Origin of the sequence: Sphingomonas sp. (assembly GCF_042091075.1) — a bacterium.
Taxonomy (GTDB): Bacteria; Pseudomonadota; Alphaproteobacteria; order Sphingomonadales; family Sphingomonadaceae; genus Sphingomonas.
Map to the genome: position 1 here is coordinate 1 of NZ_JBELIE010000051.1, position 20223 is coordinate 20223.

General features: G+C 69.1%; 24 protein-coding genes. 8 read left to right on the top strand and 16 right to left on the bottom strand.

Features of this window, described 5'->3' with window-relative positions; all coding sequences use genetic code 11:
* The 3 genes from ACFDSW_RS07120 to ACFDSW_RS07130 all read left to right on the top strand — a co-directional run.
* The coding region (locus ACFDSW_RS07120; protein ID WP_375249586.1) for a sensor histidine kinase at positions 1–1174 on the top strand (1174 nt) is incomplete at its 5' end.
* A complete protein-coding gene (locus tag ACFDSW_RS07125; RefSeq protein ID WP_375249587.1) occupies positions 1167–1538 on the top strand; it encodes a response regulator in 372 nt (123 codons plus the stop codon). The genes ACFDSW_RS07120 and ACFDSW_RS07125, both read left to right, overlap by 8 nt.
* 57 nt (positions 1539–1595) lie before the next feature.
* The gene (locus ACFDSW_RS07130; protein ID WP_375249588.1) at positions 1596–1988 is read left to right on the top strand and encodes a hypothetical protein; all 393 of its coding nucleotides are present in this window, start codon (positions 1596–1598) and stop codon (positions 1986–1988) included.
* A 74-nt stretch (positions 1989–2062) separates the two neighbouring features.
* Here the strand turns inward: ACFDSW_RS07130 and ACFDSW_RS07135 are convergent, their stop codons facing one another.
* Positions 2063–2557: a TlpA family protein disulfide reductase gene (locus ACFDSW_RS07135; protein WP_375249589.1), complete on the bottom strand. Its 495-nt coding sequence runs from the start codon at positions 2555–2557 to the stop codon at positions 2063–2065.
* A gap of 136 nt (positions 2558–2693) precedes the next feature.
* Between ACFDSW_RS07135 and argH the strand changes: the two genes are divergently transcribed.
* The 5 genes from argH to ACFDSW_RS07160 are packed head-to-tail and all read left to right on the top strand — an operon-like array spanning position 2694 to position 7333.
* Positions 2694–4061, top strand: a complete 1368-nt coding sequence (gene argH / locus ACFDSW_RS07140; protein ID WP_375249608.1) for an argininosuccinate lyase — start codon at positions 2694–2696, stop codon at positions 4059–4061.
* Positions 4058–4309 (top strand): hypothetical protein, encoded by a 252-nt coding sequence (locus tag ACFDSW_RS07145; protein WP_375249590.1) that lies wholly within the window; start codon positions 4058–4060, stop codon positions 4307–4309. Before argH ends, ACFDSW_RS07145 begins: the two co-directional genes overlap by 4 nt.
* 16 nt (positions 4310–4325) lie before the next feature.
* Complete coding sequence (gene lysA, locus ACFDSW_RS07150) at positions 4326–5582, top strand: diaminopimelate decarboxylase (protein ID WP_375249591.1); 1257 nt, start codon at positions 4326–4328, stop codon at positions 5580–5582.
* A gap of 42 nt (positions 5583–5624) precedes the next feature.
* The gene (locus tag ACFDSW_RS07155) at positions 5625–6380 is read left to right on the top strand and encodes a bifunctional precorrin-2 dehydrogenase/sirohydrochlorin ferrochelatase (protein WP_375249592.1); all 756 of its coding nucleotides are present in this window, start codon (positions 5625–5627) and stop codon (positions 6378–6380) included.
* Positions 6377–7333, top strand: coding sequence for a CorA family divalent cation transporter (locus tag ACFDSW_RS07160; protein WP_375249593.1), 957 nt, complete (start codon positions 6377–6379; stop codon positions 7331–7333). The genes ACFDSW_RS07155 and ACFDSW_RS07160 overlap by 4 nt, the downstream gene beginning before the upstream one ends.
* A gap of 21 nt (positions 7334–7354) precedes the next feature.
* Here the strand turns inward: ACFDSW_RS07160 and ACFDSW_RS07165 are convergent, their stop codons facing one another.
* The 15 genes from ACFDSW_RS07165 to ACFDSW_RS07235 form a co-directional block, all read right to left on the bottom strand.
* Positions 7355–7753, bottom strand: a complete 399-nt coding sequence (locus ACFDSW_RS07165; RefSeq protein ID WP_375249594.1) for a flagellar protein FliS — start codon at positions 7751–7753, stop codon at positions 7355–7357.
* A 14-nt stretch (positions 7754–7767) separates the two neighbouring features.
* A complete protein-coding gene (gene fliD / locus ACFDSW_RS07170) occupies positions 7768–9309 on the bottom strand; it encodes a flagellar filament capping protein FliD (RefSeq protein WP_375249595.1) in 1542 nt (513 codons plus the stop codon).
* A gap of 35 nt (positions 9310–9344) precedes the next feature.
* Positions 9345–10472, bottom strand: a complete 1128-nt coding sequence (locus tag ACFDSW_RS07175) for a flagellar biosynthesis protein FlhB (protein WP_375249596.1) — start codon at positions 10470–10472, stop codon at positions 9345–9347.
* Positions 10472–11257, bottom strand: coding sequence for a flagellar biosynthetic protein FliR (fliR, locus tag ACFDSW_RS07180; protein ID WP_375249597.1), 786 nt, complete (start codon positions 11255–11257; stop codon positions 10472–10474). The genes ACFDSW_RS07175 and fliR overlap by 1 nt, the downstream gene beginning before the upstream one ends.
* A gap of 31 nt (positions 11258–11288) precedes the next feature.
* Positions 11289–11570 (bottom strand): flagellar biosynthetic protein FliQ, encoded by a 282-nt coding sequence (locus ACFDSW_RS07185; RefSeq protein WP_183921908.1) that lies wholly within the window; start codon positions 11568–11570, stop codon positions 11289–11291.
* Between the two features lie 129 nt (positions 11571–11699).
* Positions 11700–12578 (bottom strand): flagellar type III secretion system pore protein FliP, encoded by an 879-nt coding sequence (fliP, locus tag ACFDSW_RS07190; protein WP_375249598.1) that lies wholly within the window; start codon positions 12576–12578, stop codon positions 11700–11702.
* Complete coding sequence (locus ACFDSW_RS07195) at positions 12575–12853, bottom strand: flagellar biosynthetic protein FliO (RefSeq protein WP_375249599.1); 279 nt, start codon at positions 12851–12853, stop codon at positions 12575–12577. Before ACFDSW_RS07195 ends, fliP begins: the two co-directional genes overlap by 4 nt.
* 12 nt (positions 12854–12865) lie before the next feature.
* Entirely contained in the window at positions 12866–13156 is a 291-nt protein-coding gene (gene fliN / locus ACFDSW_RS07200; protein WP_375249600.1) for a flagellar motor switch protein FliN, read from the bottom strand.
* A complete protein-coding gene (locus tag ACFDSW_RS07205; RefSeq protein WP_375249601.1) occupies positions 13153–14145 on the bottom strand; it encodes a flagellar motor switch protein FliM in 993 nt (330 codons plus the stop codon). The genes fliN and ACFDSW_RS07205 overlap by 4 nt, the downstream gene beginning before the upstream one ends.
* Before the next feature lie 6 nt (positions 14146–14151).
* Positions 14152–14808 carry a flagellar basal body-associated protein FliL gene (gene fliL, locus ACFDSW_RS07210; protein ID WP_375249602.1) on the bottom strand — a complete coding sequence of 219 codons (657 nt, stop codon included), beginning with the start codon at positions 14806–14808 and terminating at the stop codon, positions 14152–14154.
* Positions 14809–14824: 16 nt separating this feature from the next.
* Positions 14825–17017, bottom strand: coding sequence for a flagellar hook-length control protein FliK (locus ACFDSW_RS07215; protein ID WP_375249603.1), 2193 nt, complete (start codon positions 17015–17017; stop codon positions 14825–14827).
* 79 nt (positions 17018–17096) lie between these two features.
* On the bottom strand, positions 17097–17507 hold the full coding sequence (locus ACFDSW_RS07220) for a hypothetical protein (protein ID WP_375249604.1): 411 nt from the start codon (positions 17505–17507) through the stop codon (positions 17097–17099).
* 24 nt (positions 17508–17531) lie between these two features.
* On the bottom strand, positions 17532–18875 hold the full coding sequence (locus ACFDSW_RS07225; RefSeq protein ID WP_375249605.1) for a FliI/YscN family ATPase: 1344 nt from the start codon (positions 18873–18875) through the stop codon (positions 17532–17534).
* Complete coding sequence (locus ACFDSW_RS07230) at positions 18875–19642, bottom strand: FliH/SctL family protein (protein WP_375249606.1); 768 nt, start codon at positions 19640–19642, stop codon at positions 18875–18877. Before ACFDSW_RS07230 ends, ACFDSW_RS07225 begins: the two co-directional genes overlap by 1 nt.
* Positions 19635–20223, bottom strand: a 589-nt coding sequence (locus ACFDSW_RS07235) for a FliG C-terminal domain-containing protein (RefSeq protein ID WP_375249607.1), incomplete at its 5' end; no start/stop codon positions are given. The genes ACFDSW_RS07230 and ACFDSW_RS07235, both read right to left, overlap by 8 nt.

Consider the following 20223-nt stretch of genomic DNA (forward strand, 5'->3'; position numbering starts at 1 on the left):
ACGCTCTTCCGATCTTGCCGTACAGCGCAAGGTGACGACGCGCGATGGCCGTCGCAGCTTCTCGCTGCGCGTCCTTCCCTATCGCACCCAGCATGGCAGCATCGACGGGGCCACGCTGGTGCTGACCGACATCACCGACGCGCTGGCGATGGAAAACGAGCTGTCGGACGAGCGCGAACGCCTCGACCTCGCGATCCGCGCGGGCGGGATCGGCGTGTGGGAATATTGTCCCGATACCGGCGCCACCAAGCTGGATGGCGTCGGGCAGGGGCTGTTCGACGCGCATGGCGACGAGGCGACGCGGATCGATCCCCTGCTGGAGCGGATCGAGCCCGAAGATCGCGCCCCGGTGGCGGCGGCGCTGCAACGCACCGTGCGCGGTGAGGGCGATTTCGAACATCGTTTCCGTGTGCGCTCGCGTGCGGGCGAGGTGCGCTGGATCAAGGGCTTCGGCCGGATGATCGCTGGCAGCAGCCCGGCGCGCATCGTCGGCGTGTCGATCGATGTCACGCCAGAATATGCGCTGGCGGAAACGCGCGAACTGATGCTGCGCGAAATGAATCATCGCGTGAAGAACCTCTTCGCGATCATTGGCGGCATGGTCAGCGCGGCGTCGCGCACGCATGACGACGTCCCCGCCTTCGCGCTCGATATGCGCGAGCGGATCGCCGCGCTGGGACGGGCCCATGCGCTCGCCTCGCCCACCGGCGAGCAGCAGGCGATCGCGCTGTCCGCGCTCGTCGAGGCGACGCTCGCGCCGTATCGCGACCATGCCGGGATCAACATCACCGGTCCGGACGTTAGGGTGGATCGCCGATGCCTCTCCTCGCTGGCGCTGATGCTGCACGAGTGGGCGACGAATTCGGTCAAATATGGTGCGCTGAGTGCGGGAAGTGAGGGGCGATTGAGCGTGACGTGGCAATGGGACGATCGCCCGGCGAAGGGCGATGTCGCGGCGCATCCTGTCACACGCGGGCTTGCGCTGACGTGGAGCGAGCAATTTCCGCGTCGTGCCGTCGAGGCGCCGCAGTTCGATCCGGCGCGACGGGGGTTCGGCACGTTGCTGGTCGAAACCTCGACGCGACAGCTCAATGCGTCGCTCTCGCGCACCGTGGGCGACGATCATTTCGCGCTGTCGCTGCATTTGCCGCAGGACGTGATCGCGGATGGCTAAAAGCGTCATGCTGGTGGAGGACGAGCTGTTCGTCGCGCTCGATGTGCAGATGACGGTCGAGGAAGCGGGGCTGGCGGTGGCGGGCCCCTATGCCACGCTGGAGGAGGCGTTGCGGGCGCTGGACGGCGAGGCAGCGCCGTTCGCGTGCGCGATCCTCGACGTGCGGCTGCGCGACGGCGAGGTGTTCCCCGCCGCGGATCGGCTGAGCGCCGCCGGCATCCCGATCATCTTCCACTCGGGTCATGCCGATCCGCAGGGCCTGGAAGCGCGCTATCCCGGCAGCCTGGTCTGTTCGAAACCCTGTTCGCCCGGCACCTTGCTGGCGAGTATCGAGCAGGTCGTGAAGGATCGTGAACTCCACTGATCGACCCTGGCCGCCGGGGCGATCGTTCATGCCGTCGACCAAGCAGGAGATGATTCGATGACCTCAGCCATGACGCTCGCACCCGTGCTTCGATCCGTGATCGGCCGAACGGTCGTGTTGTCGCTGATGGGCGCGCTGGCGGCGTGCGGCGAGCGCGTCGAGGATCATGCCGAGCGTACCGGCAATGCGATCGCCGCCGACGTCCATGCCGCGACTGGCAATGTCGTGGAAAGCGTCGATCGTCTGACGGATACGATGGCGAACAGCCTCGACAGCGCCGCCGCCCGCTCGCTCGATCGCGCGGCGGACCGGCTCGACGGCGCCGCCGATCGCCTGCGCGACGACGTCCGTCGCCATGGCGACGAGGCCGCCGATCGTGCCGGCGCGGCGCTGCAACAGGCGGGCGACGATCTGCGCGATCGTGACGATACGCGGGAAGGAAAACGCTGACGCCGGGGCTGGCGCGCGCCTGAACGCCTGTCACTCCGCCGTGTGTGGGTGGCGAAGCTGGATGTGGGTTTCTGCTAGGTGGTCAATTCCGCCAGCAGCGCTTTGGCCTGCGGGCCGGTCCAGTCCATATCGCCAGTCACGCGCCACACTTCCCGCCCGGCCGCGTCATAGGCGATCGTCGTCGGCAGGTTGACGCCATAGCCGGTGCTCATCGCCAGCTTGGCGTCGAGATACGGGCGAAGGTGGGTGAAGCGCCGCTCCGCCAGGAAAGCGGTCGCCTTGGCTGGCTCCATGTCCTGGCTGATCGCAAGCACCGGCACCGCATCGCCCAGCGTCGCGGCGGCGGCTTCCAGCGTCGGCATTTCCTTGATGCAGGGCGCGCACCAGGTCGCCCACAGGTTCACCACGACCGGCTTGCCGCTGAACGTCGCCAGCGTCACCGGCGCGCCACCCCCGGCGGGCGTGAAGGAGGCGGCCGATACCGGCTCGCCCTTGTGACTGCGGTCGACCTTGTCACTGCGGGCGGGGGCGGCGGTGGCTTCGTCGGGCGAGGCATTGTCGGCGATCATGGCGCCATTCCCCGCGGCCATGCCCGCGTCGGCTTGCCCGTTGCCCGGCGACGCCCTATCGCAAGCCGCGGCCGCGAGCGCGGTGCCCAGGAGACAGACGATCGCGACACGAGAGGCCATGAGCGGTTCCAACCAGATGTGGGGCGGGCGGTTCGCCGAAGGGCCGGCGGCCGTGATGCGCGAGATAAACGCATCGATTCCGTTCGACAAGCGGATGTGGCGGCAGGATGTCGCTGGCAGCCGCGCGCATGTCGCGATGCTGGCGCAGCAGGGGATCGTCACCGCGGAGGATGCCGCGGCGATCACCGAGGGGCTGGCGCAGGTCGCCGCCGGATATGAGGCGGACGGGGTCCCCGAGGATCTGGCGATGGAGGATATCCATATGCTGACCGAGGCGCGGCTGTCCGACGTGGTCGGCACGGCGGCGGGGCGCCTGCATACCGCGCGCAGCCGCAACGATCAGGTCGCGACCGATTTCCGTCTGTGGGTGCGCGACGCGACCGATCAGGTGCTCGCTGCGCTCAATGCCTTTGACGATGCCTTGCTGACGCGCGCGGAGGAACATGCCGCCAGCGTGATGCCCGGCTTCACGCATCTGCAATCCGCACAGCCGGTGACGCTGGGCCATCATCTGATGGCCTATCACGAGATGGTGTCGCGCGACATCAGCCGCTTTCGCGACAATCGCGCGCGCGGCAATCTCTGCCCGCTGGGATCGGCGGCGCTGGCGGGGACCGGCTTCCCGCTCGACCGCGAGGCGACCGCGGCGGCGCTCGGCTTCGACGGACCGACGCGCAACAGCCTCGATTCGGTCAGCGACCGCGACTTCGCGCTCGATTACCTGATGGCGGCGGCGCAATGTTCGCTGCACCTCAGCCGGCTGGCGGAGGAATTCGTCCTATGGGCGTCGCAGCCGTTCGGCTTCGTCTCGCTCAGCGACCAATGGTCGACCGGCAGCAGCATCATGCCGCAGAAGCGCAACCCGGACGCGGCGGAGCTGGTGCGCGGGCATGCCGGGCGGATCTCCGGCTGCCTCGTCAGCCTGATGGTGACGATGAAGGGGCTGCCGCTCGCTTATTCGAAGGACATGCAGGACGATAAGCCGCCGGTGTTCGAGTGCCACGATCTGCTCGCGATCTCGATCGCGGCGATGACCGGCATGATCGAGAGCGCGACGTTCCGCACCGATCGGATGCGCGCGCTGGCGGAAAGCGGCTTCGCGACCGCGACCGACCTGGCCGACTGGCTGGTGCGCGAGGCGAACGTGCCGTTCCGCGAGGCGCATCATATCACCGGGCGCGCGGTGGCGCGGGCGGAGGCACTCGTCTGCCCGCTTGATCGCGTGCCGCTGGCCGATCTGCAGGCGATCGACGCGCGCATCACCGCCGGCGTCTATGACGTCCTGTCGGTCGATGCCTCGGTGGCCAGCCGGCGCAGCTTCGGCGGCACCGCGCCCGACAATGTGCGCGCCGCGATCGCTGCCGCCCGGACGGCACGCGCATGAGGCGCGGGGCGCTCGCTTGGCCGGCTGCCGCGGTGCTGGCCATGTCGCTGGCCGGATGCGGATCGACCGGCACGCTCAAACCCGTCGCGGGTGAGCAATTGCCCGCAGCGCCCTATGGCGCCACCTCGCGACCCGATGTGAAGACGCTGCTGACCCCTTCGGTACAGGCACGTCCGCAACGCAACGGGGACGTATTGACCCGCTCGCAGGAACGACCAGACGATATGTTCGATCTGCCCCCGAGCTGACCATCGACGAGCAAGAATGACCCATTTTCATCTTCGTGACGGCGCCCTGTGGTGCGAGGGTGTGCCGATGGCGCGGATCGCCGCCGAGGTCGGCACCCCCGTCTATGTCTATTCCGCCGCTGCCTTCCGTGAACAGGCGCGTGCCTTCCGCGACGGTCTGTCGGCGGTGCCCGACGTGCATCTGGCCTATGCGATCAAGGCCAATCCCAATATCGCGGTGCTGCGCGTCCTGGCGGCGGAGGGCTACGGCGCCGATGTCGTCTCGGGCGGAGAGATGGCGCGCGCGCTGGCGGCGGGCATGCCCGCGTCGGGCATTGTCTTTTCCGGCGTCGGCAAGACCGAGGCGGAACTGGTGCGCGGACTGGAGGCCGGGATCGGCCAGTTCAACCTGGAGCTGGAGGAAGAGGGTGTCGTCCTCGCCCGGCTGGCGGCGGCACGCGGGCTGACCGCGCAGGCGGTGCTGCGCGTCAATCCCGATGTCGATGCGGGCACGCACGCCAAGATCTCCACCGGACGCAAGGAAAACAAGTTCGGCGTGCCGATCGATCAGGCGCCCGCGATGTATGCCCGGCTGGCGGCGCTGCCCGGCCTGTCGATGCAGGGTGTGGCGATCCATATCGGCAGCCAGTTGATGGATCTCGCCCCGCTCGCGGCGGCCTATGCGCGCGTCAAGCGGCTGGTCGACGAGCTGCGTGCGGCGGGGCAGACGGTGCGTCGCGTCGATCTGGGCGGCGGGGTCGGGGTCGCCTACAAGGCCGGTGACGTACCACCCGACCTGGCCGATTATGGCGCGATGGTCGCGCGCGCGACGGCCGGCTGGGACGTGACGCTGATGTTCGAGCCGGGGCGCGTCATCGCCGGCAATGCCGGGGTGCTGCTGACGACGGTCATCTGGGTCAAGCCGGGGGTGGCGCATCCCTATGTCATCGTCGATGCGGCGATGAACGATCTGGCGCGGCCGGCGCTGTACGATGCCTGGCACGATTTCGCGGCGGTGGCGCCATCGGGCGAGCGCTTCACCGCGCATATCGCGGGGCCGGTGTGCGAAACCGGCGATACCTTCGCGATGGAGCGCGAGGTGGACCGGGTGGCGGGTGGCGACCTGGCGGTGTTCCGCACCGCGGGCGCCTATGGCGCGACGATGGCCTCCACCTACAACAGCCGGGCGCTGGTGCCGGAAGTGCTGGTCGATGGCGACCGTTACGCCGTCGTCGCGGATCGGATCACGCCCGAGACGATCCTCGCGGCCGAGCGGGTGCCGGAATGGTTGTGAGCGATCGATCCGTTCCGGCGGCCGGGGGAGCATGACGTCGGGATGCCCCTCCACAGCCTGCCGTTGTTCGTTCGCCTGACGGATCGCGCCGTCATCCTCGTCGGGGAGGGGGAGGCGGCCGAGCCGAAACGGCGGCTGCTGGAGCGGGCCGGCGCGCGCATCGTCGGCGAGGATGACCCGCAGGCGCGGCTGGCGATCGTCGCGGATGACGAGGCGGCGGTGGCGCGGTTGCGCGCGCGCGGCGTGCTGGTCAATGCCGTCGACCGGCCCGACCTGTGCGATTTCACGTTGCCCGCGATCGTCGATCGGGATCCGGTGCTGATCGCGATCGGCACTGGTGGCGTTTCCGCGGGGTTGGCGGCGGCGTTGCGACAGCGGCTGGAGGCGATCCTGCCCGCCTCGCTCGGAACGCTGGCGCAACACCTGTATGCCGCCCGCGATGCGCTGCGGGCGCGCTACCCGGCGAGTGGCGAGCGTCGGCGCGCGATCGGCGCCGCTTTGGCGAACGGGGGCGCGCTCGATCCGCTGGTGGATCATCACGGGGCCGATGTGCTGGCGGCGATCGCCGCCGGGCGGCCCGCTGGCGGCTTTCACGCGCTGGTGCTGGCCTCGCCCGATCCCGATGATCTGACGATCCGGCAGGCGCGCTGGCTGGCGACGGCGGATCGCGTCACGCACCGGCCCGACGTGCCCGCCGCGATCCTTGATCGCGCGCGCGCCGATGCGGCGCGGGAACGGCATCCGGCCCCGCCGGCTTATGACGGTAACGGATTGCATGTGGATGTGAGCATGGCATGAGCGGATTTGCGTGGCGGGTCACCGCCGAGGGCGCGGTGGAGCAGGTCGCGGTCAGCGGCGCGTTGACCTGTGGCGCGCCGTTCGTCTGGGTGCATCTGACGACCAACGCCGAACAGGCGCAGAGCTGGCTGCGTGACGAAGCCGGCCTGGCGACGCATCTTGTCGAGGCGCTGACCGCCGCCGAGACGCGCCCACGCTGCGAGAAGATGTCCGATGGCGCGTTCGTCAACCTGCGTGGACGCACCGATGAGGACATTGGTTCGTCCGACGTGCTTGCCTCGATCCGCATCTGGGCGACGAAGGGGCGGGTGGTGTCGGTCACGCGCAAGCATCTGGTCGCGCTGGATGAACTCGTCGCCGAGATGAAGGCGGGTGAGGTGCGCGATCCGGGCGACCTGATCGCGGCGGCGGCGGCGGCGATCACCGAGGATCTGGACCCCGTCGTGGCCGACCTGGGCGACTGGCTGGACGATTGCGAGCAGGGGTTACGCACGGACCAGGTGTTCGAATTGCGGCGCGGGGTAACGAAGGTACGGTCCGAAGCGATCAACTATCGCCGCTTCCTCAACCCGCAGCGAACCGCGCTCGAGAAGCTGGCGGCCCTGCCCGGCGACTGGCTGGCGGACGACGATCGCGCGCATCTTTCCGCCGCCGCCGACCGCGCCGCGCGGATGGCGGAGGAGGTGGAAGCGATCCGCGAACGCGCCGCGCTGATGCATGAGGCGCTCACTGATCTGCGCGCCGAACAGCTCGATCAGCGCAGCCTGCTGATCGCGGTGGCGGCGATGATCTTCCTGCCGCTGACCTTCATCACCGGGCTGTACGGGATGAACGTCAAGGGCCTTCCCTATGCGGAGGCATCATGGGCGTTCGATGCGATCTTCGGCGGTTGCGCGGTGATCGCTGTAGGCATCACGGTGTTCTTCCTGCGGCGCCACTGGTTCCAGGGATAGCGCCGGGATGAGCCTGCCCGGTTATGCCGCGCGGGCCTGCTTCCACGCTCCGGCGATCTCGTCCAGTTCGGCGGCGACCGCGCGGAACGGGGCGCCATCGTTACCGATGCTCGCTTCCACCACCTGCCGGCGGCAGCCGGCGTAGAAGCGCGCCAGCACGCGCGACACGTCGCCACCCTTGTCGAAATCGAGATTCGCCTCCAGCGCGAACAGGATCGCGGTGGCGCGGGTGACCCGCTCGCTACGGGTGGCATATTGGCGATGGTCGGCCGCCCAGGCCGCGACGCGCAGCGCCTGTGCCAGTTCCTCGTACAATAGCTGCACCAGCGCCGGGCCGTCGGCGGCGGCGGTGCGGCCGGCAAGATCGATGTCGCGATAGGTGCGCGCCGGGTCGCGCAGCAGGGCAGATGCATAAGCCATGTCGTGCGCGCTCCTCAGTTCGATTTGGTCCAGGTGTCGATCTGCTGCGTCATGAACGCCTGCGTACTCTTGTATGCGTTCACCCGCGCATTCATGCTCGCGAACTGCTGGGTCATCCGCGCCGTCACCTTGTCGGACTGCGTCGTCAACTGCTCCTGCTTCTTGCTCAGATCGCTCTGCGCATTCGGATAGGTGATCGCCGACGCGCCGAGGCCGTAGATCGAGCTGGCAGTGCTCATCTGGATCGAGTTCATGGTCTGGTACAGGCCGGTCTGGCTGACCGGGCTGTACGCGAACATCGCCTCCACCGCGTCGGGCGTCGCGGCCATCGCGGCCGACAGCGCCTGATCGTCGACCTGCAGCGTGCCGTCGCGATTGGTGCGCACCCCGATCGCGCCCAGCGAGGAGGGCGTGCCCGCGGCGGCATTGGGCAGCAGCACGCGGCTGGTCAGCCCCTGCAAGGTGCGCAACAGGTTGCGCGCGGCGGGATCTGACCGAAGCTGCCCGTTGATCGGGTCGGTCTGCTCCTTCACCACGGCGAGCACCTGATTATAGGTGTCGACGAAATCATTGACCGCGCTGGTCAGCGCGCTGGTCGGGCGCGTCGCGGTGAGCGTCGCCGACCCGATCCCGCTCAGCGTCAGCTTTACCCCGGGGATCAGATCGCTCACCTCGTTGCCAGCGCGCTCGACCGCGGCGCCATCGACAACGATCTGCGCATTGGCGGCCTGGCTCGACAGGCTGGTTGGCAGCGGGCTCGTTTCGCCGGCGGTGCGGGCGCGGACATCGAAGCGGCCCAGCGCGCTGGCCGGATCGTCGGCGGTCAACTGGAACGCCTGCTCCTTGCCGGTCGCGCCCTTGAGCGACAGGAAGGCGGAGCCATCGGCATCGGTCAGCACCGTGGCGGTGACGCCTGACTTGCTCGCGTTGATCGCGCCGGCGATCCCCGACAGCGTGTTGTTGCTCGAATCGATCGTGATCGAGAAGCTCTTCGGGCTGCCATCGGCGTTGCTGCCGGTGGTGAAGCCGGTCATCTCGCCATTGGCATAGCTGGCGGTGCCGAGCGACAGCGTCAGCGTGCCGGTGCCGAAGGTCGTCGTCGCCGGGGTCGCGACGCGCGGGCTGGCGGCGATCTGTGCGGTGGCGAGCGCATTGACCTTCACGCTGGTGTTCAGGTTGGTGATCGTCGATCCGGTGATCGTCGTGCCGGACACCGCGGCGCTGTTCGAACTGGTCGGCTGCGATAACAGCGTGCCGCCCTTGACCAGCCCTTCGAGCGCCTTGGTAAAATCGCTGATCGTGTTCTTCAGCGTCGAGACGCCGGAAATCTGCGCGGCCAGCGTGTCGCTCTTGCTGGTCAGCTGCGCCTTGCGGGTCGCGAATTGCGCGGTGACCAACTGCGACACCAGCGACGCGGTGTCGATGTTGTCGCTGCCGTTGAGCGAGTCGAGCAGCGACTTGGCGGTCGCGCTGGACAGCGATTGCGCCGAGGCGGCCGGGGTCGGCGTCGGTGTGCTGCTCGTGGTCGAGCTCGAGGTGCTGCTGATGGTCGCCATGATCACCCCTTTAAACGGCCGCGAGCGACCGGAATTTAGCTTTGTTTGTTGCCGTTTTCGTCGAACCGCGCGGTGGTGGGCACGTCGATCGCGGGGACGCGGCCGCCGGCCTGCGCGTTGAGGCCGAAAACGAACGCCAGGATCGTCGCGACCGCCAGATACAGGTCGTCGCGGATCTCCTGTCCCTCGCGACTGGTGTAATAAACGGCACGCGCCAGGGCGGGATATTCCAGCACCTGCAGGCCCATTTCGCCCGCCGCCTCGCGGATCGCCAGCGCGGTTGCGCCGCGCCCCTTGGCGACCACCACGGGCACCTGGTCGCGATCGCGATCGTAGCGCAGCGCGACCGCGAAATGCGTCGGGTTGGTCAGCACGACATGCGCCTCGCCCAGTGCCTTGCGCATCCCGCCGGACAGCATCGCGCGCTGGCGAGCGCGCAAATGCCCTTTCATTTCGGGATTGCCTTCGCTCTCCTTATGCTCGTCCCTGATCTCCTGCTTCGACATGCGCAGCTTGCGCAGCAGCTGGAAGATCTGCGTCGGCACGTCGAGCATCGCGATCGCGACCAGCCCCATCGCCATCGCCAGCATCACCGACGTTAGCGTCGAGCCGAGCGACGCCAGCGCGACGGGCAGGTTCGAAGCGGCAAGGCCGAAGCTGAAATGCGCGGTTTTCCACAGCATCCACGCCCCGATCGCGCCGAGCAGCGTCACCTTCAGCAATGACTTGGCCAGTTCGATCCAGCCCGACATGCCGAAGATGCGCTTCAGACCGCTGGCGGGATTGATCCGCCCCGCCTTGGGCGCGAGCAGCGAGGCATTGAAGCCGAGGCTGCCGAGGCCCGCCTGGCTGACGATCGCGGCGGCGATCGTGATCGCGAATAACGTGCCGACCGGCGCGGCGAGCTTCCATCCCGCCTCGATCAGCGGGCGCCACGGCTGGAAATCCTCGACATCGCCGCGCCCGAAGGTGAAGCTGGCCGCCATCACCGCCCGGCATGCCGCGATCAGCGCCGGGCCGAAGAAGATCATCCACGACGTGCCCGCCAGCACCACCAGCGCGGTCGCGAATTCGCGGCTCTTGAGGATATCGCCCTTGTCGCGCGCATCATCCTTGCGCTTCTGGGTTGGGGCTTCCGTCTTGTCGCCGAAATCCTCCGCCATCAGCGCAGCCCCGTACCCAGTATCAAGGTGTCGGCGGCGTTCAGGCCCTCGCGGACGATCACCTGCATGTAATCGCCCATCGCGGGGAAGGCGATCGCGAGGCTGATGACGCCGACCGCCAGGCTGGCGGGCAGCCCGACCGCGAACAGATTGAGCGCCGGGGCCGAGCGTGACAGCATGCCGACGACGAGATTCAGGCACAGCAGCAGGAAGCCGACCGGCAGCGCGAGCAGCAGCCCGGCGAGGAAGGCATAGCCGCCGAACAGCGCGATGTCGCGCAACTGCCCGGCGGTCAGCCACGCCGCGCCCGGCGGCAGCGCGCGATAGCTGCGCACCACCATGTCCACCAGGATCAGATGCCCGTCAAGCGACAGGAACAACAGCGTCATCAGGATCGACAGGAACTGGCCGATGGCGGGGCTGGAGCGGCCCGAATTGGGATCGATCATGTTGGCGAAGCCGATCCCCATCGATCCGCCGATAATCTCACCCGCGACCAGCGGCGCGGCGAACGCGATCTGCAGCACGAAGCCGATCGCCAGCCCGACCAGCGCCTCCGCCGCGACCGCGACGAAGGTGGCCAGCGCGAACACCGACGGCGGGGTCTGGATCGTGGTGGTGCCCAGCACCAGCACCCCGACCGCCCCCGACAGGGCGATCCGCACCGGCAGCGGGACGGAGACGTTGCCAAACACCGGCGCCGCGATAAAGGCGCTGCCGACGCGCACCATCACGAAGATCAGCGCCCAGAGCTGCGGCTCGATGGCGAGGCCGAAGCCTAGCATGGCGCGGCCCGCGCCGCGCGTGCGCCGTGGCTCATCGCACCAGATCCGGGATCCGCGCGAAGATCTCGGTGGTGAAATCGCTCAGCAGCCCCAGGATCATCGCGCCGAACACCATGATCGACACCGCGACCACCACCAGTTTCGGCACGAAGCTCAGCGTCTGTTCGTTGATCGACGTCGCCGCCTGCACCATCCCGAGGATCAGGCCGGACAGCAACGCCGGGATCAGGATCGGCGCGGCGGCGAGCGCGAGCACCCACATCGTCTGATTGGCGACGGTCAGGAAATAATCGGCGTCGACGAGCGGGTGCATCGGTAAAGGTCCTGTACGTGATCCATGGTCCGGTCGTGGCCAGGTGGGGCTGAACCTGTCGAAGCCCCGTGCCGAACCACACCGTCCTTCGAGACGCCGCTGACGCCGCCTCTCCGGACGAACCGACGGTTAAGTCGCGAACGAATTGGCCAGGCTGCCCATCGTCAGCGCCCAGCCATCGACCAGGACGAACAGCAGCAGCTTGAACGGCAGTGAGATGATCGTCGGGCTGAGCATCGCCATGCCCAGCGCCATCAACACCGTGGCGACGACCAGATCGATGACGATGAACGGCAGGAAGATCAGAAACCCGATCTGGAACGCGGTCTTCAGCTCCGACGTCACGAACGCGGGCAGCAGCACCGAATAGGGAATGTCGTTGGGGCTGGCATAGGGCCCCGACTTCGCCATTTCGGCGAACATCGTCACGTCCTTCACCCGCGTCTGTTTCGACATGAAGGCATGCAGCGGCGCGCCGGCGGTCTTGATCAGGTCGGTGCCGCCGATCCGGCCGGCGGCATAGGGCTGGATCGCGGTGGCGTTGATCTGGTTGATCGCGGGCGCCATCACGAAGAAGCTGAGGAACAGGCTCAATCCGATCAACACCTGGTTGGGCGGGGTCTGTTGCAGCCCCATCGCCTGGCGCAGGATCGACAGCACGATGATGATGCGGGTGAAGCTGGTCATCATCAGGATCAGCCCCGGCAGCACCGTCAGCAAGCCCATGATGATCAAGACCTGCAGCGACAGCGATAGCGAGCCGTTGCCCGGCGTGCCGGATGCCGCGCCGCTCGACAACTGGCCCAGCGCGCGGTCCACCGCATCGCCGACCCCGGGCACCGGCGCGGCGGGCGCGCCGGCCTGGGCGAAGGCGGGCATCGCGATCAGCAGCGCGATCGCGATCGCGGCCACCGCGAACAGAACGCGCAGCCAGCCCCCGCGTGCGGACGCGCGGGTGGTGGCGATCAGCGACGGGCCACGGCCGGTGCGGGTGACGGTGATGCTCACGCAAGATCCCCCGTCGTGACGCGCTGATCGGATGTCTCGATCAGCGTTACGCCACCGCGACCGACCGAGACGAGCAACCGCTTGCCCTCGAAATCGACCACCGCCAGCTTCAGCCCCGGAGAGATCATCATCGTCTCGCGCACCGCGATCATCCGGGTCGCGGGCCGGCCCGGCATGCGCGCCTCCAGCCTGCGCCACAGATACAGACAGCCGATCATCAGGCCGCAGACGAGCGGCAGCAGCACGACCAGCTTCAGGATATAGGTCCACATCATCGCGGGCGTGCCTCAGCCGCGCTTTTCAGGAGCGACCAGTTCGGTCATCTTCACGCCGAAGCGTTCGCCGACCGTCACCACCTCGCCCCGCCCGATCAGCGTGCCGTTGACCAGCACGTCGAGCAGCTCGCCCGCCTGCCGGTCGAGCTCGATCACGCTCGCCTCGCCAAGCGCGAGCAATTCGCGCAGCGACAGCGTGGTGGAGCCGATCTCGACGGTCAGCTTGACGTCGACGTCCTGCAGCAGCCGCATATTGGCGGCCAGTGCGGCCTCGACGGGGAATCCGCCGGTAAGATCGTTCATTGCGAGGGTCCTTCGAACTTGGAGATGCGGATCGCGGCGCGGCCGTTGGACGTGCCGACCGAGCCAAGGCCCAGCGGCACCCCGCCGATCATGATCGGCACGTCGTTGCCGAAGCTGATCGGAATGATGTCGCCTTCCTTGAGATTCATTAGTCGGGCCAGCGAGATCACGGGTTCGGCGAGTACCGAGCGGACCGGCAGTCGCACCGTCATCGCAGCGCGGGTCAGCGCGGTCTGCCATTCGGCGTCGACGCCGGCGGGCTTGGCCACCACCTTTCCGTTCAGCGGCACGCTGTGCGGCTTGAGCGTCGGCACCGGATAGAGGACGTCGAGCAGCGCTGGCTTGCCCTGGCCACGCGCGATACCGAAGCGGGTCGCGACGACCACTTCGTCGGCCTCGATGTTCGCCGCGAAACCCGCCGTGAGCTCACTGCGCTCCGCCTCGAAGCGGGCCGGCGCGAGCGGTTCCCAGGCGGTTTCCAGCGTGCGTGCCAGCGATTGCGCGATGCGCCCCGCCAACACATCGGCGGCGGGGGTGAATTCCAGCGGCATGCCGGCCGGCAGTTCGCCGTTGCCGCCGAAGAACAGGTCGATCACCTCGAGCAGCAGCGCGCCGTCCAGCACCGCGACGACCGGGCGATCGTCCATCGTCAACGGCAGCCATGCCGTCAGCCGGTCTCCGCGTGCGAGGCGATAGTCCGCCAGCCGGACCACTTCCAGGGGTTCGGCCCAGCTGCGCGTTTCGATCCGCCACAATCCCTCGAACATCTGCCGCACGCCGCGGGCGGCGCGCGCCGACAGATGCTGCAGCGTGTGCAGGTCGCCGAACGGGTGCATCTTCCCCCCGCCGCCCACGCCGCCGCCCGCCATGTTCCCGCTCGCCATCGCCCCCAGCGACGTCACGCCGACCGTCGCGTCGGCGCGGTTGCGCTCGCGCCGGTCGGACGCTCCGGTCGTGCCGGATTCGGGAAGGGCGGGCTCGTTAACCATGCCCGTTCACTGAACAACGAAATTGGTAAAGTAGACGTTACTGATGCCGCCGAATCCTTCTTTTTGCTTCAGCGTTGCGTTGATCGCATCGACCAGCCGCTTCTGCAGCGCGATCTTGCCAGGGCTGCTGAACACCTGATCCTCGGTCGTGTCGCCGAGCGTCATCAGGATCGCCGATCGCACGGCAATATCGTTTGTTTTCAGATTGGTGATGACCTTGTCGTCATAGGGCGTCGATACCGCGATGCCGATCTGGACGAAGTGCACCGAATCCTGGAGGTTGGCGGTGAATTCCTTGTCCATCGCATAATAGTTGGACGCATAGCGTTCACCGCCCGCGCCCGTCGGCGTGGGGGCGCCCTCATGGCTCGACGATTCGCCAGATTCGGTGGATTCGCCGCCGCCATGGCCACCTTCGCCGCCTTCACCACCTTCGCCGCCGTTGCCGGGCCGCTTCTGCTCGCTCTTCGGGACAAGGTGCGGCACGTTGGGATCTTCCTTGGGCGCATGCGCGCCGCCGCCGCCCACCAGCCCGGAGCCGGCGGCGTACAGGCCCGCGCCGACGCCCCCGCCGACAAGCGCGAGGACACCGACGGTGCCGATCAGGATCATCTTCATCTTGCCCTTTTTCTTTGGCGCGGGCGTTGCCGGAGCGTCACTCATCGGTTGGTTCCTTCAATCATGCGATGCGCTGGTCGGTATCACCGGCCGATGCCACCGGATCGCGGCGACGGGCGGTGGAAGTGAAAGCGGAAGGCGGCGCACTCGGGCGCTGCTGCTGTTGTTGCTGTTGCTGTTGTTGCGACGAGGCGAACGAGCGCTCCGCGCCGGTGCCGGCGCTGCCCCCGGTCGTCGATTGCTGTTGCAGCTTGATCCCGCGCGCTTCCGCCAGTTCGGCAAGGCGCGGTTGCGCCTCGGCCAGCATCGCACGGGTCTGCGGTTGTTGGGCGTGAAGCTGCACCTGCACCGTGTCGCCGTCGCGCTTCAGCGCGATGTCGATCGCGCCGAGCGCATCGGGGACGACCCGGATCCGCATATCGTTGGCATCCGCCATATCCCGCAACATCTCGATGCGGTGAATCATCGCCTCGGGCCAGCGAGCCTGCGTCAGATCGAGCGGTGCCTGTTGCACGTGGCGTGGCGCTTCGACCGCGGCGGCGGTGATCGGCGCGGTGGCGAGCGGGGCGGCGGTGCCGCTATCGGGTGCCGCCGGGCGATCCTCGGCGGTGACCGCGCGGTGGATCGCGTCGGCGAAGGTGCGCGCGGCGCTCGCGATCACCGGGGCGGCGGGCGCCGGATCGACGACTGGTGGCGATGATGGGGCGGTGGCCGCCGGCGACGCCGCGGCGGGGGGCGCGCCACGCGGCGTCGCATCCGCTGGCGCGGCGGTCGCCGGGGCGATGTCGGGGACGATCACGGGGCTGGTGGCCAGCGGTGCGGCGGCGGCAAGCGTCACCGGCACGTCGGCCTGCGTCGATGCGGCGGCAGTGGCCGGTGATACTGGGGCCGGTGAGGCAGGGGCCGGTGATGCTGGGGCCGGTGATACTGGGGCCGGTGCCACAGGGGCCGGTGCAGCGGACGACGCGGGCGGAGGCGCCGCTGCCGGCAGCGGCTGACCGTTCGCGATCCGCGCGGCGGTGGCCGCATCCAGAACGAGCGGCTCACGGGCCGCCGTGGTCACCTCGCCCGCGGCGGTCGGTCGGACCGCGGGGGGATCGTCGCGGCGAGTGCGCTTGGCGGGCGGAGATGTGTCGGGCGCCGGGCCGGGCGTGGCCGCCGTCGCGGTGGCCGCTGCGGTGGTATCGCGTGTATCGGACGCCACGGCCAGGCCAGTGACGGAGGCGATGTCCCGGGCCGCACGCACGTCAGCGCCGCCGACCGCGCTCTCACGGACCGTGGACGTGGTCGGATCGATGCCGGGCGCGTGGTTTGGCTCGGCGGGCGATATCGCGGTGGCGACCGGTGCGGCGGGGGTTGTCGATTGGGGCTCGCCCGGCGACGGCGGTGCGGCGGCAGGCGCCTGCACGGCTGGCGTGGCAGGGGCGGCAAGCGGGGAGAGCAGCGTCTCGGCCGGCGGCGCGATCGCCGATGTCGTCTCGTCCTCGTCGGCTTCGGCGCGGCTTGGGTCGCTATCCGTCGCGTCGGATGGCGACATTGCCGTCGCCCCGGCGGGCGCGGCGGTTGGCACCTCGTCATGGCGCGCGGTCTGGCGCTTGGAAGGGGACGGAGCGAGCGCGGCGGAGTCATTGCCAACGCGCGCAGGCATGACGATCGCCGCCTTTGGGGTGCTGCCCTCGCCGGCCGGCGCGGTGGGAGCGGCGCCAGGCGCCGACTCCGACGGCGCGGCGGCGGTAGCGGCGACCTCAGCGGCTGCCTCAGTGGATGTCGCGGCGAGATCGGGGAGCGGGCCCGCCACCGGCGGCGTGGTCGGTGCGCGCGGGGTGGTCGGTGCGGGTGCCAGGGCCACCGGCACCCGCACCCCCAGGCGCGACGCCGGCGGGAGGATGATCGCGGCACCGTCCGCCGGAACAGCAGCCGGCGATGACGGATCGCTGGCGGGGGTGGGCGTGGCGATGGGCGTGGGGGGGACCACGATCCCGGCGGTATCGGACAGCCATGATAGCGGATCAATGGCCGCTGCCGACGCCACCGACCCGGCCGGTACGACCGGCAAAGGGGTGCCGGGAGCGGCGGATTTTTGCCGGGCATCCGCCGGGGCGGCGATGGCAAGATCGGGTGTCGTGAGCGACAGCGCGGGCGCGAGCAGGTCGACGAACGACGCCATCGGATCGCCCGTCACCGCCGATGCCGGGGCGGGCATCGCCATCGCGCCGGGCGCGGTCGTCAGCAGCAGACTAGCGATCGTGGTCACGTGATTATCGGTCCCCGGGGTTGATCCCGGAGAGACTGTTGCAAGAGGCGTGCCGTTTCATGTGGCGGCACGCCCGGCGTCACCGGCGCGGGCGGGAAACCGGCATATCTTCCAATGCCTTCATGGCCGCGCGGGTCGCCTCGGCGCGCTGCCGGTCGATCAGTTTCTCGACCGCGGTCTGGTCGCGATGGGCAGCGCGGGTCGCTTCGCTGCGGCGGTCGGCGAGCATCTCCGCGGTGCGCACCCGTTCCTCCGCGGCATCCGCGCTGCGGTGCAGGCGGTCGCGGAAATGCGCGGCGGCGGCCAGATGCGCCGCACCGGGCAGCAGCGACGGCTCCGGCGCGACCGCGGCGGCAAGCGCGGCGATGCGCTGCGCCAGTTGCTGCTCGCTCGTCACCTGGGCGAGCGCGCGGGCCTCGTCGGCGCGCGCCAGCCCGAGCTGCAAGGTGCGCACGCGGTGCAGCCGGGCGAGCCGGGCGGTGCCGGTCATGCCGCGCGCCGCTCATGCGAAAGCTCAGCCATGGACCGCCTCGGGCGCGAAGACGCCGATCAGTTCCTCGGCGGCGTCCTCCAGCGGTACGATCTGGTCGGTGTCCTGGCGGACGAATTCCATGATCGCCGGATGATAGGCGATCGCCGCATCGATCGCGGCATCGCTGCCGCCACGATAGGCCCCCATCAGCACCAGATCGCGATTCTCCTCATAGGTAGCCAGGTGCCGCCGCAGCGCGCGCGCCGCAATCTGATGCGGCGCCGGCACGATATCGTTCATCACGCGGCTGACCGACTTCGAGATGTCGATCGCGGGATAGACCGCGCGCTCCGCCATCGCGCGGCTCAGCACGATATGGCCGTCGAGGATCGAGCGGGCGGAATCGACCACCGGGTCGTTGCCGTCATCGCCGTCCGCCAGCACGGTGTAGATCGCGGTGATCGATCCGCCGCTGTGCACGTCGCTGCCGGCGCGTTCGATCAGATTGGGCAGCATCGCGATCGCCGATGGCGGATAACCGCGCGCGGACGCGGGTTCGCCCAGCGCCAGCCCGATCTCGCGCCCGGCATGCGCGACCCGGGTGAGCGAATCGATGATCAGCAGTACCTTCTTGCCCTCGGCCCGAAACGCCTCGGCAATCGCGGTGGCGCGCAGCGCGCCGCGAATGCGCAGCACCGGCGAATGGTTCGCGGGCACCGCGACCACCACCGAACGCGCGCGTGCCTCACCCGCCACCTTGGTTTCGAGGAAGTCGGCGACTTCGCGGCTGCGTTCGCCGATCAGCCCGATGACGATCACGTCCGCCTTGGCGGCGCGTACCATCATGCCCAGCAGCACCGACTTGCCGACTCCCGAGCCGGCCATGATGCCGACGCGCTGCCCCTGGCCGACAGTCAGCAGGCCATTGATCGCGCGCACCCCGACGTCCATCGGCGCGAGCACGCGGCCGCGATCGAGCGGCGACTGGATACGCCCCGCGAGCGGCCAATGGCCCGCGCCTCGAATTGGCCCCAGCCCGTCGATCGGCTGGCCGGCGCCGTCGACGACGCGGCCGAGCAGCGCGGCGCCCACCTCCGCCTCGCCCGGCGGGCCGAGCGGGCGAACCGGCGCATTGGGCAGCAGCGCGGCGGGGCCACCGAGATTCATCATCAGCGTCCGGCCATTGCGGAAGCCGATCACCTCCGCCTCGACCTGCTGCGTCCCCGCCGCGCCGATGCGGCAGACGGTGCCGACCGGCAATGACAGGCCGATCGCCTCCATCAACAGCCCGTCATAGGACGCGAGCCGGCCGGATACGCGCGCACGCGGCCGCGCGTCGGTGGTCGCGAGCGTGCCGAGATAATGCTCGGTAAAGCGGTTGAGCATCAGCGCGTCGCGTGCGGAGACGAAATCGGGGCGGGCACCGCCGCGCGTTCCACCGCGGCCTCAAGCGTTTCCAGCCATAGTTCCGGGCCGTCCTCGACGATCGTCGACGCGGCTTCGAGGATGAAGCTGCCCCGCGCCACCTGCGCGTCGCCGATCGGGAAGATCGTATCGGGCAAATGGCCCTCGAGCAGCGCGACATCGTCGGGATGGACGCGCAGCATCGCCGACTCGCTTGCATCCGCCAGCAGATCGGTCGCGGCACTGACGCGCGCCGCGAGCAGCTCGCCCGACACGCCGGCTTCACCGATCAGCTGTCGTACCAGCATCATCACCGTGCGGCGCAAGCCGGCGGCGAGCGCATCGCGGTCGATCGCGCCTCCGGCCTTCAGCGCGGCGCCCAGCGTCGTCAGCAACATCCGGTCCCGTTCGGCCGCGTCGCGCGCCGCGACGGTCGCCGCGGCGACACCGTCCTCATAACCCTCCGCGCGGGCCAGTTCGAGCGGGTCGAGATAGGGGGTCGGCTCCGCCGCGCTGTCGAGCGGATCCCAGCCGGCGGTGGGATCGTCGCCGCGATCGGCGGGGGCGAAATGGCGCGGCGTCACCGTTTCCGCGGTATTGCCGCCGAACGCTCGCTCGATACGCTGGATCAGATCGGCGGGGGAGAAGCCGGCGGGGGCCAGCGCGCGCTCGGACACGCGCGACGTCGCCGCCGCATCGGCGCGGTACGGCAGGCCGACGACGAAGCCGGTGGACGAAACGTCAGACATAATCGTCGTCGCCTGCCCCCATCTGGATCGTGCCGTCCTTGGCCAGGTTGCGCGCGATCTGGATCATCACCTTCTGCGCGTCGAGCACCTCGCTCAGCTTCATCGGGCCGCGCGCTTCCATATCGTCGCGGATCCCGTCGGCGGCGCGCGCCGACATGCATCCCAGGATGCGGTTGCGCACCGCCTCGTCGACCCCCTTCAGCGCGCGTGTGAGCGTATCGCCGTCGACGTTGCGGATCAGCGTGCCAAGGTTCTTGTCGTCCATCTCCAGCAGATTCTCGAAGACGAACATCGCCTCCTCGATCTGCCGGGCGATTTCCCGGTCCATCTTGAACAGCTTCGGCATGACGCGCTGCTCGACCGATTTGCGGGCGCTCTGCAACAGCTTCGCCGCCTCTCGCGCGCCGCCGAGCTGCAGGCTGGTCGTCGGCCCGGCGCTGGCGCCGGTGCGCGACGCGATCAGCGTGCGCAGCGCCTCGACGGCCTCCGGGGTGATCGGGCCCAGTTTGGCGATACGGTGCAGGATTTCGGGCTGAACCGTCTCCGGCAGTTGTTCCAACACCTTACCGCCCACCTCGGGA

Coding starts and splice junctions, on each gene's coding strand:
- ACFDSW_RS07125 (WP_375249587.1), top strand. CDS start 1,167: ATGGCTAAAAGCGTCATGCTGGTGGAGGACGAGCTGTTCGTCGCGCTC.
- ACFDSW_RS07130 (WP_375249588.1), top strand. CDS start 1,596: ATGACCTCAGCCATGACGCTCGCACCCGTGCTTCGATCCGTGATCGGC.
- ACFDSW_RS07135 (WP_375249589.1), bottom strand. CDS start 2,557: ATGATCGCCGACAATGCCTCGCCCGACGAAGCCACCGCCGCCCCCGCC.
- argH (WP_375249608.1), top strand. CDS start 2,694: ATGTGGGGCGGGCGGTTCGCCGAAGGGCCGGCGGCCGTGATGCGCGAG.
- ACFDSW_RS07145 (WP_375249590.1), top strand. CDS start 4,058: ATGAGGCGCGGGGCGCTCGCTTGGCCGGCTGCCGCGGTGCTGGCCATG.
- lysA (WP_375249591.1), top strand. CDS start 4,326: ATGACCCATTTTCATCTTCGTGACGGCGCCCTGTGGTGCGAGGGTGTG.
- ACFDSW_RS07155 (WP_375249592.1), top strand. CDS start 5,625: ATGCCCCTCCACAGCCTGCCGTTGTTCGTTCGCCTGACGGATCGCGCC.
- ACFDSW_RS07160 (WP_375249593.1), top strand. CDS start 6,377: ATGAGCGGATTTGCGTGGCGGGTCACCGCCGAGGGCGCGGTGGAGCAG.
- ACFDSW_RS07165 (WP_375249594.1), bottom strand. CDS start 7,753: ATGGCTTATGCATCTGCCCTGCTGCGCGACCCGGCGCGCACCTATCGC.
- fliD (WP_375249595.1), bottom strand. CDS start 9,309: ATGGCGACCATCAGCAGCACCTCGAGCTCGACCACGAGCAGCACACCG.
- ACFDSW_RS07175 (WP_375249596.1), bottom strand. CDS start 10,472: ATGGCGGAGGATTTCGGCGACAAGACGGAAGCCCCAACCCAGAAGCGC.
- fliR (WP_375249597.1), bottom strand. CDS start 11,257: ATGCTAGGCTTCGGCCTCGCCATCGAGCCGCAGCTCTGGGCGCTGATC.
- ACFDSW_RS07185 (WP_183921908.1), bottom strand. CDS start 11,570: ATGCACCCGCTCGTCGACGCCGATTATTTCCTGACCGTCGCCAATCAG.
- ACFDSW_RS07195 (WP_375249599.1), bottom strand. CDS start 12,853: ATGATGTGGACCTATATCCTGAAGCTGGTCGTGCTGCTGCCGCTCGTC.
- fliN (WP_375249600.1), bottom strand. CDS start 13,156: ATGAACGATCTTACCGGCGGATTCCCCGTCGAGGCCGCACTGGCCGCC.
- ACFDSW_RS07205 (WP_375249601.1), bottom strand. CDS start 14,145: ATGGTTAACGAGCCCGCCCTTCCCGAATCCGGCACGACCGGAGCGTCC.
- fliL (WP_375249602.1), bottom strand. CDS start 14,808: ATGAGTGACGCTCCGGCAACGCCCGCGCCAAAGAAAAAGGGCAAGATG.
- ACFDSW_RS07220 (WP_375249604.1), bottom strand. CDS start 17,507: ATGACCGGCACCGCCCGGCTCGCCCGGCTGCACCGCGTGCGCACCTTG.
- ACFDSW_RS07225 (WP_375249605.1), bottom strand. CDS start 18,875: ATGCTCAACCGCTTTACCGAGCATTATCTCGGCACGCTCGCGACCACC.
- ACFDSW_RS07230 (WP_375249606.1), bottom strand. CDS start 19,642: ATGTCTGACGTTTCGTCCACCGGCTTCGTCGTCGGCCTGCCGTACCGC.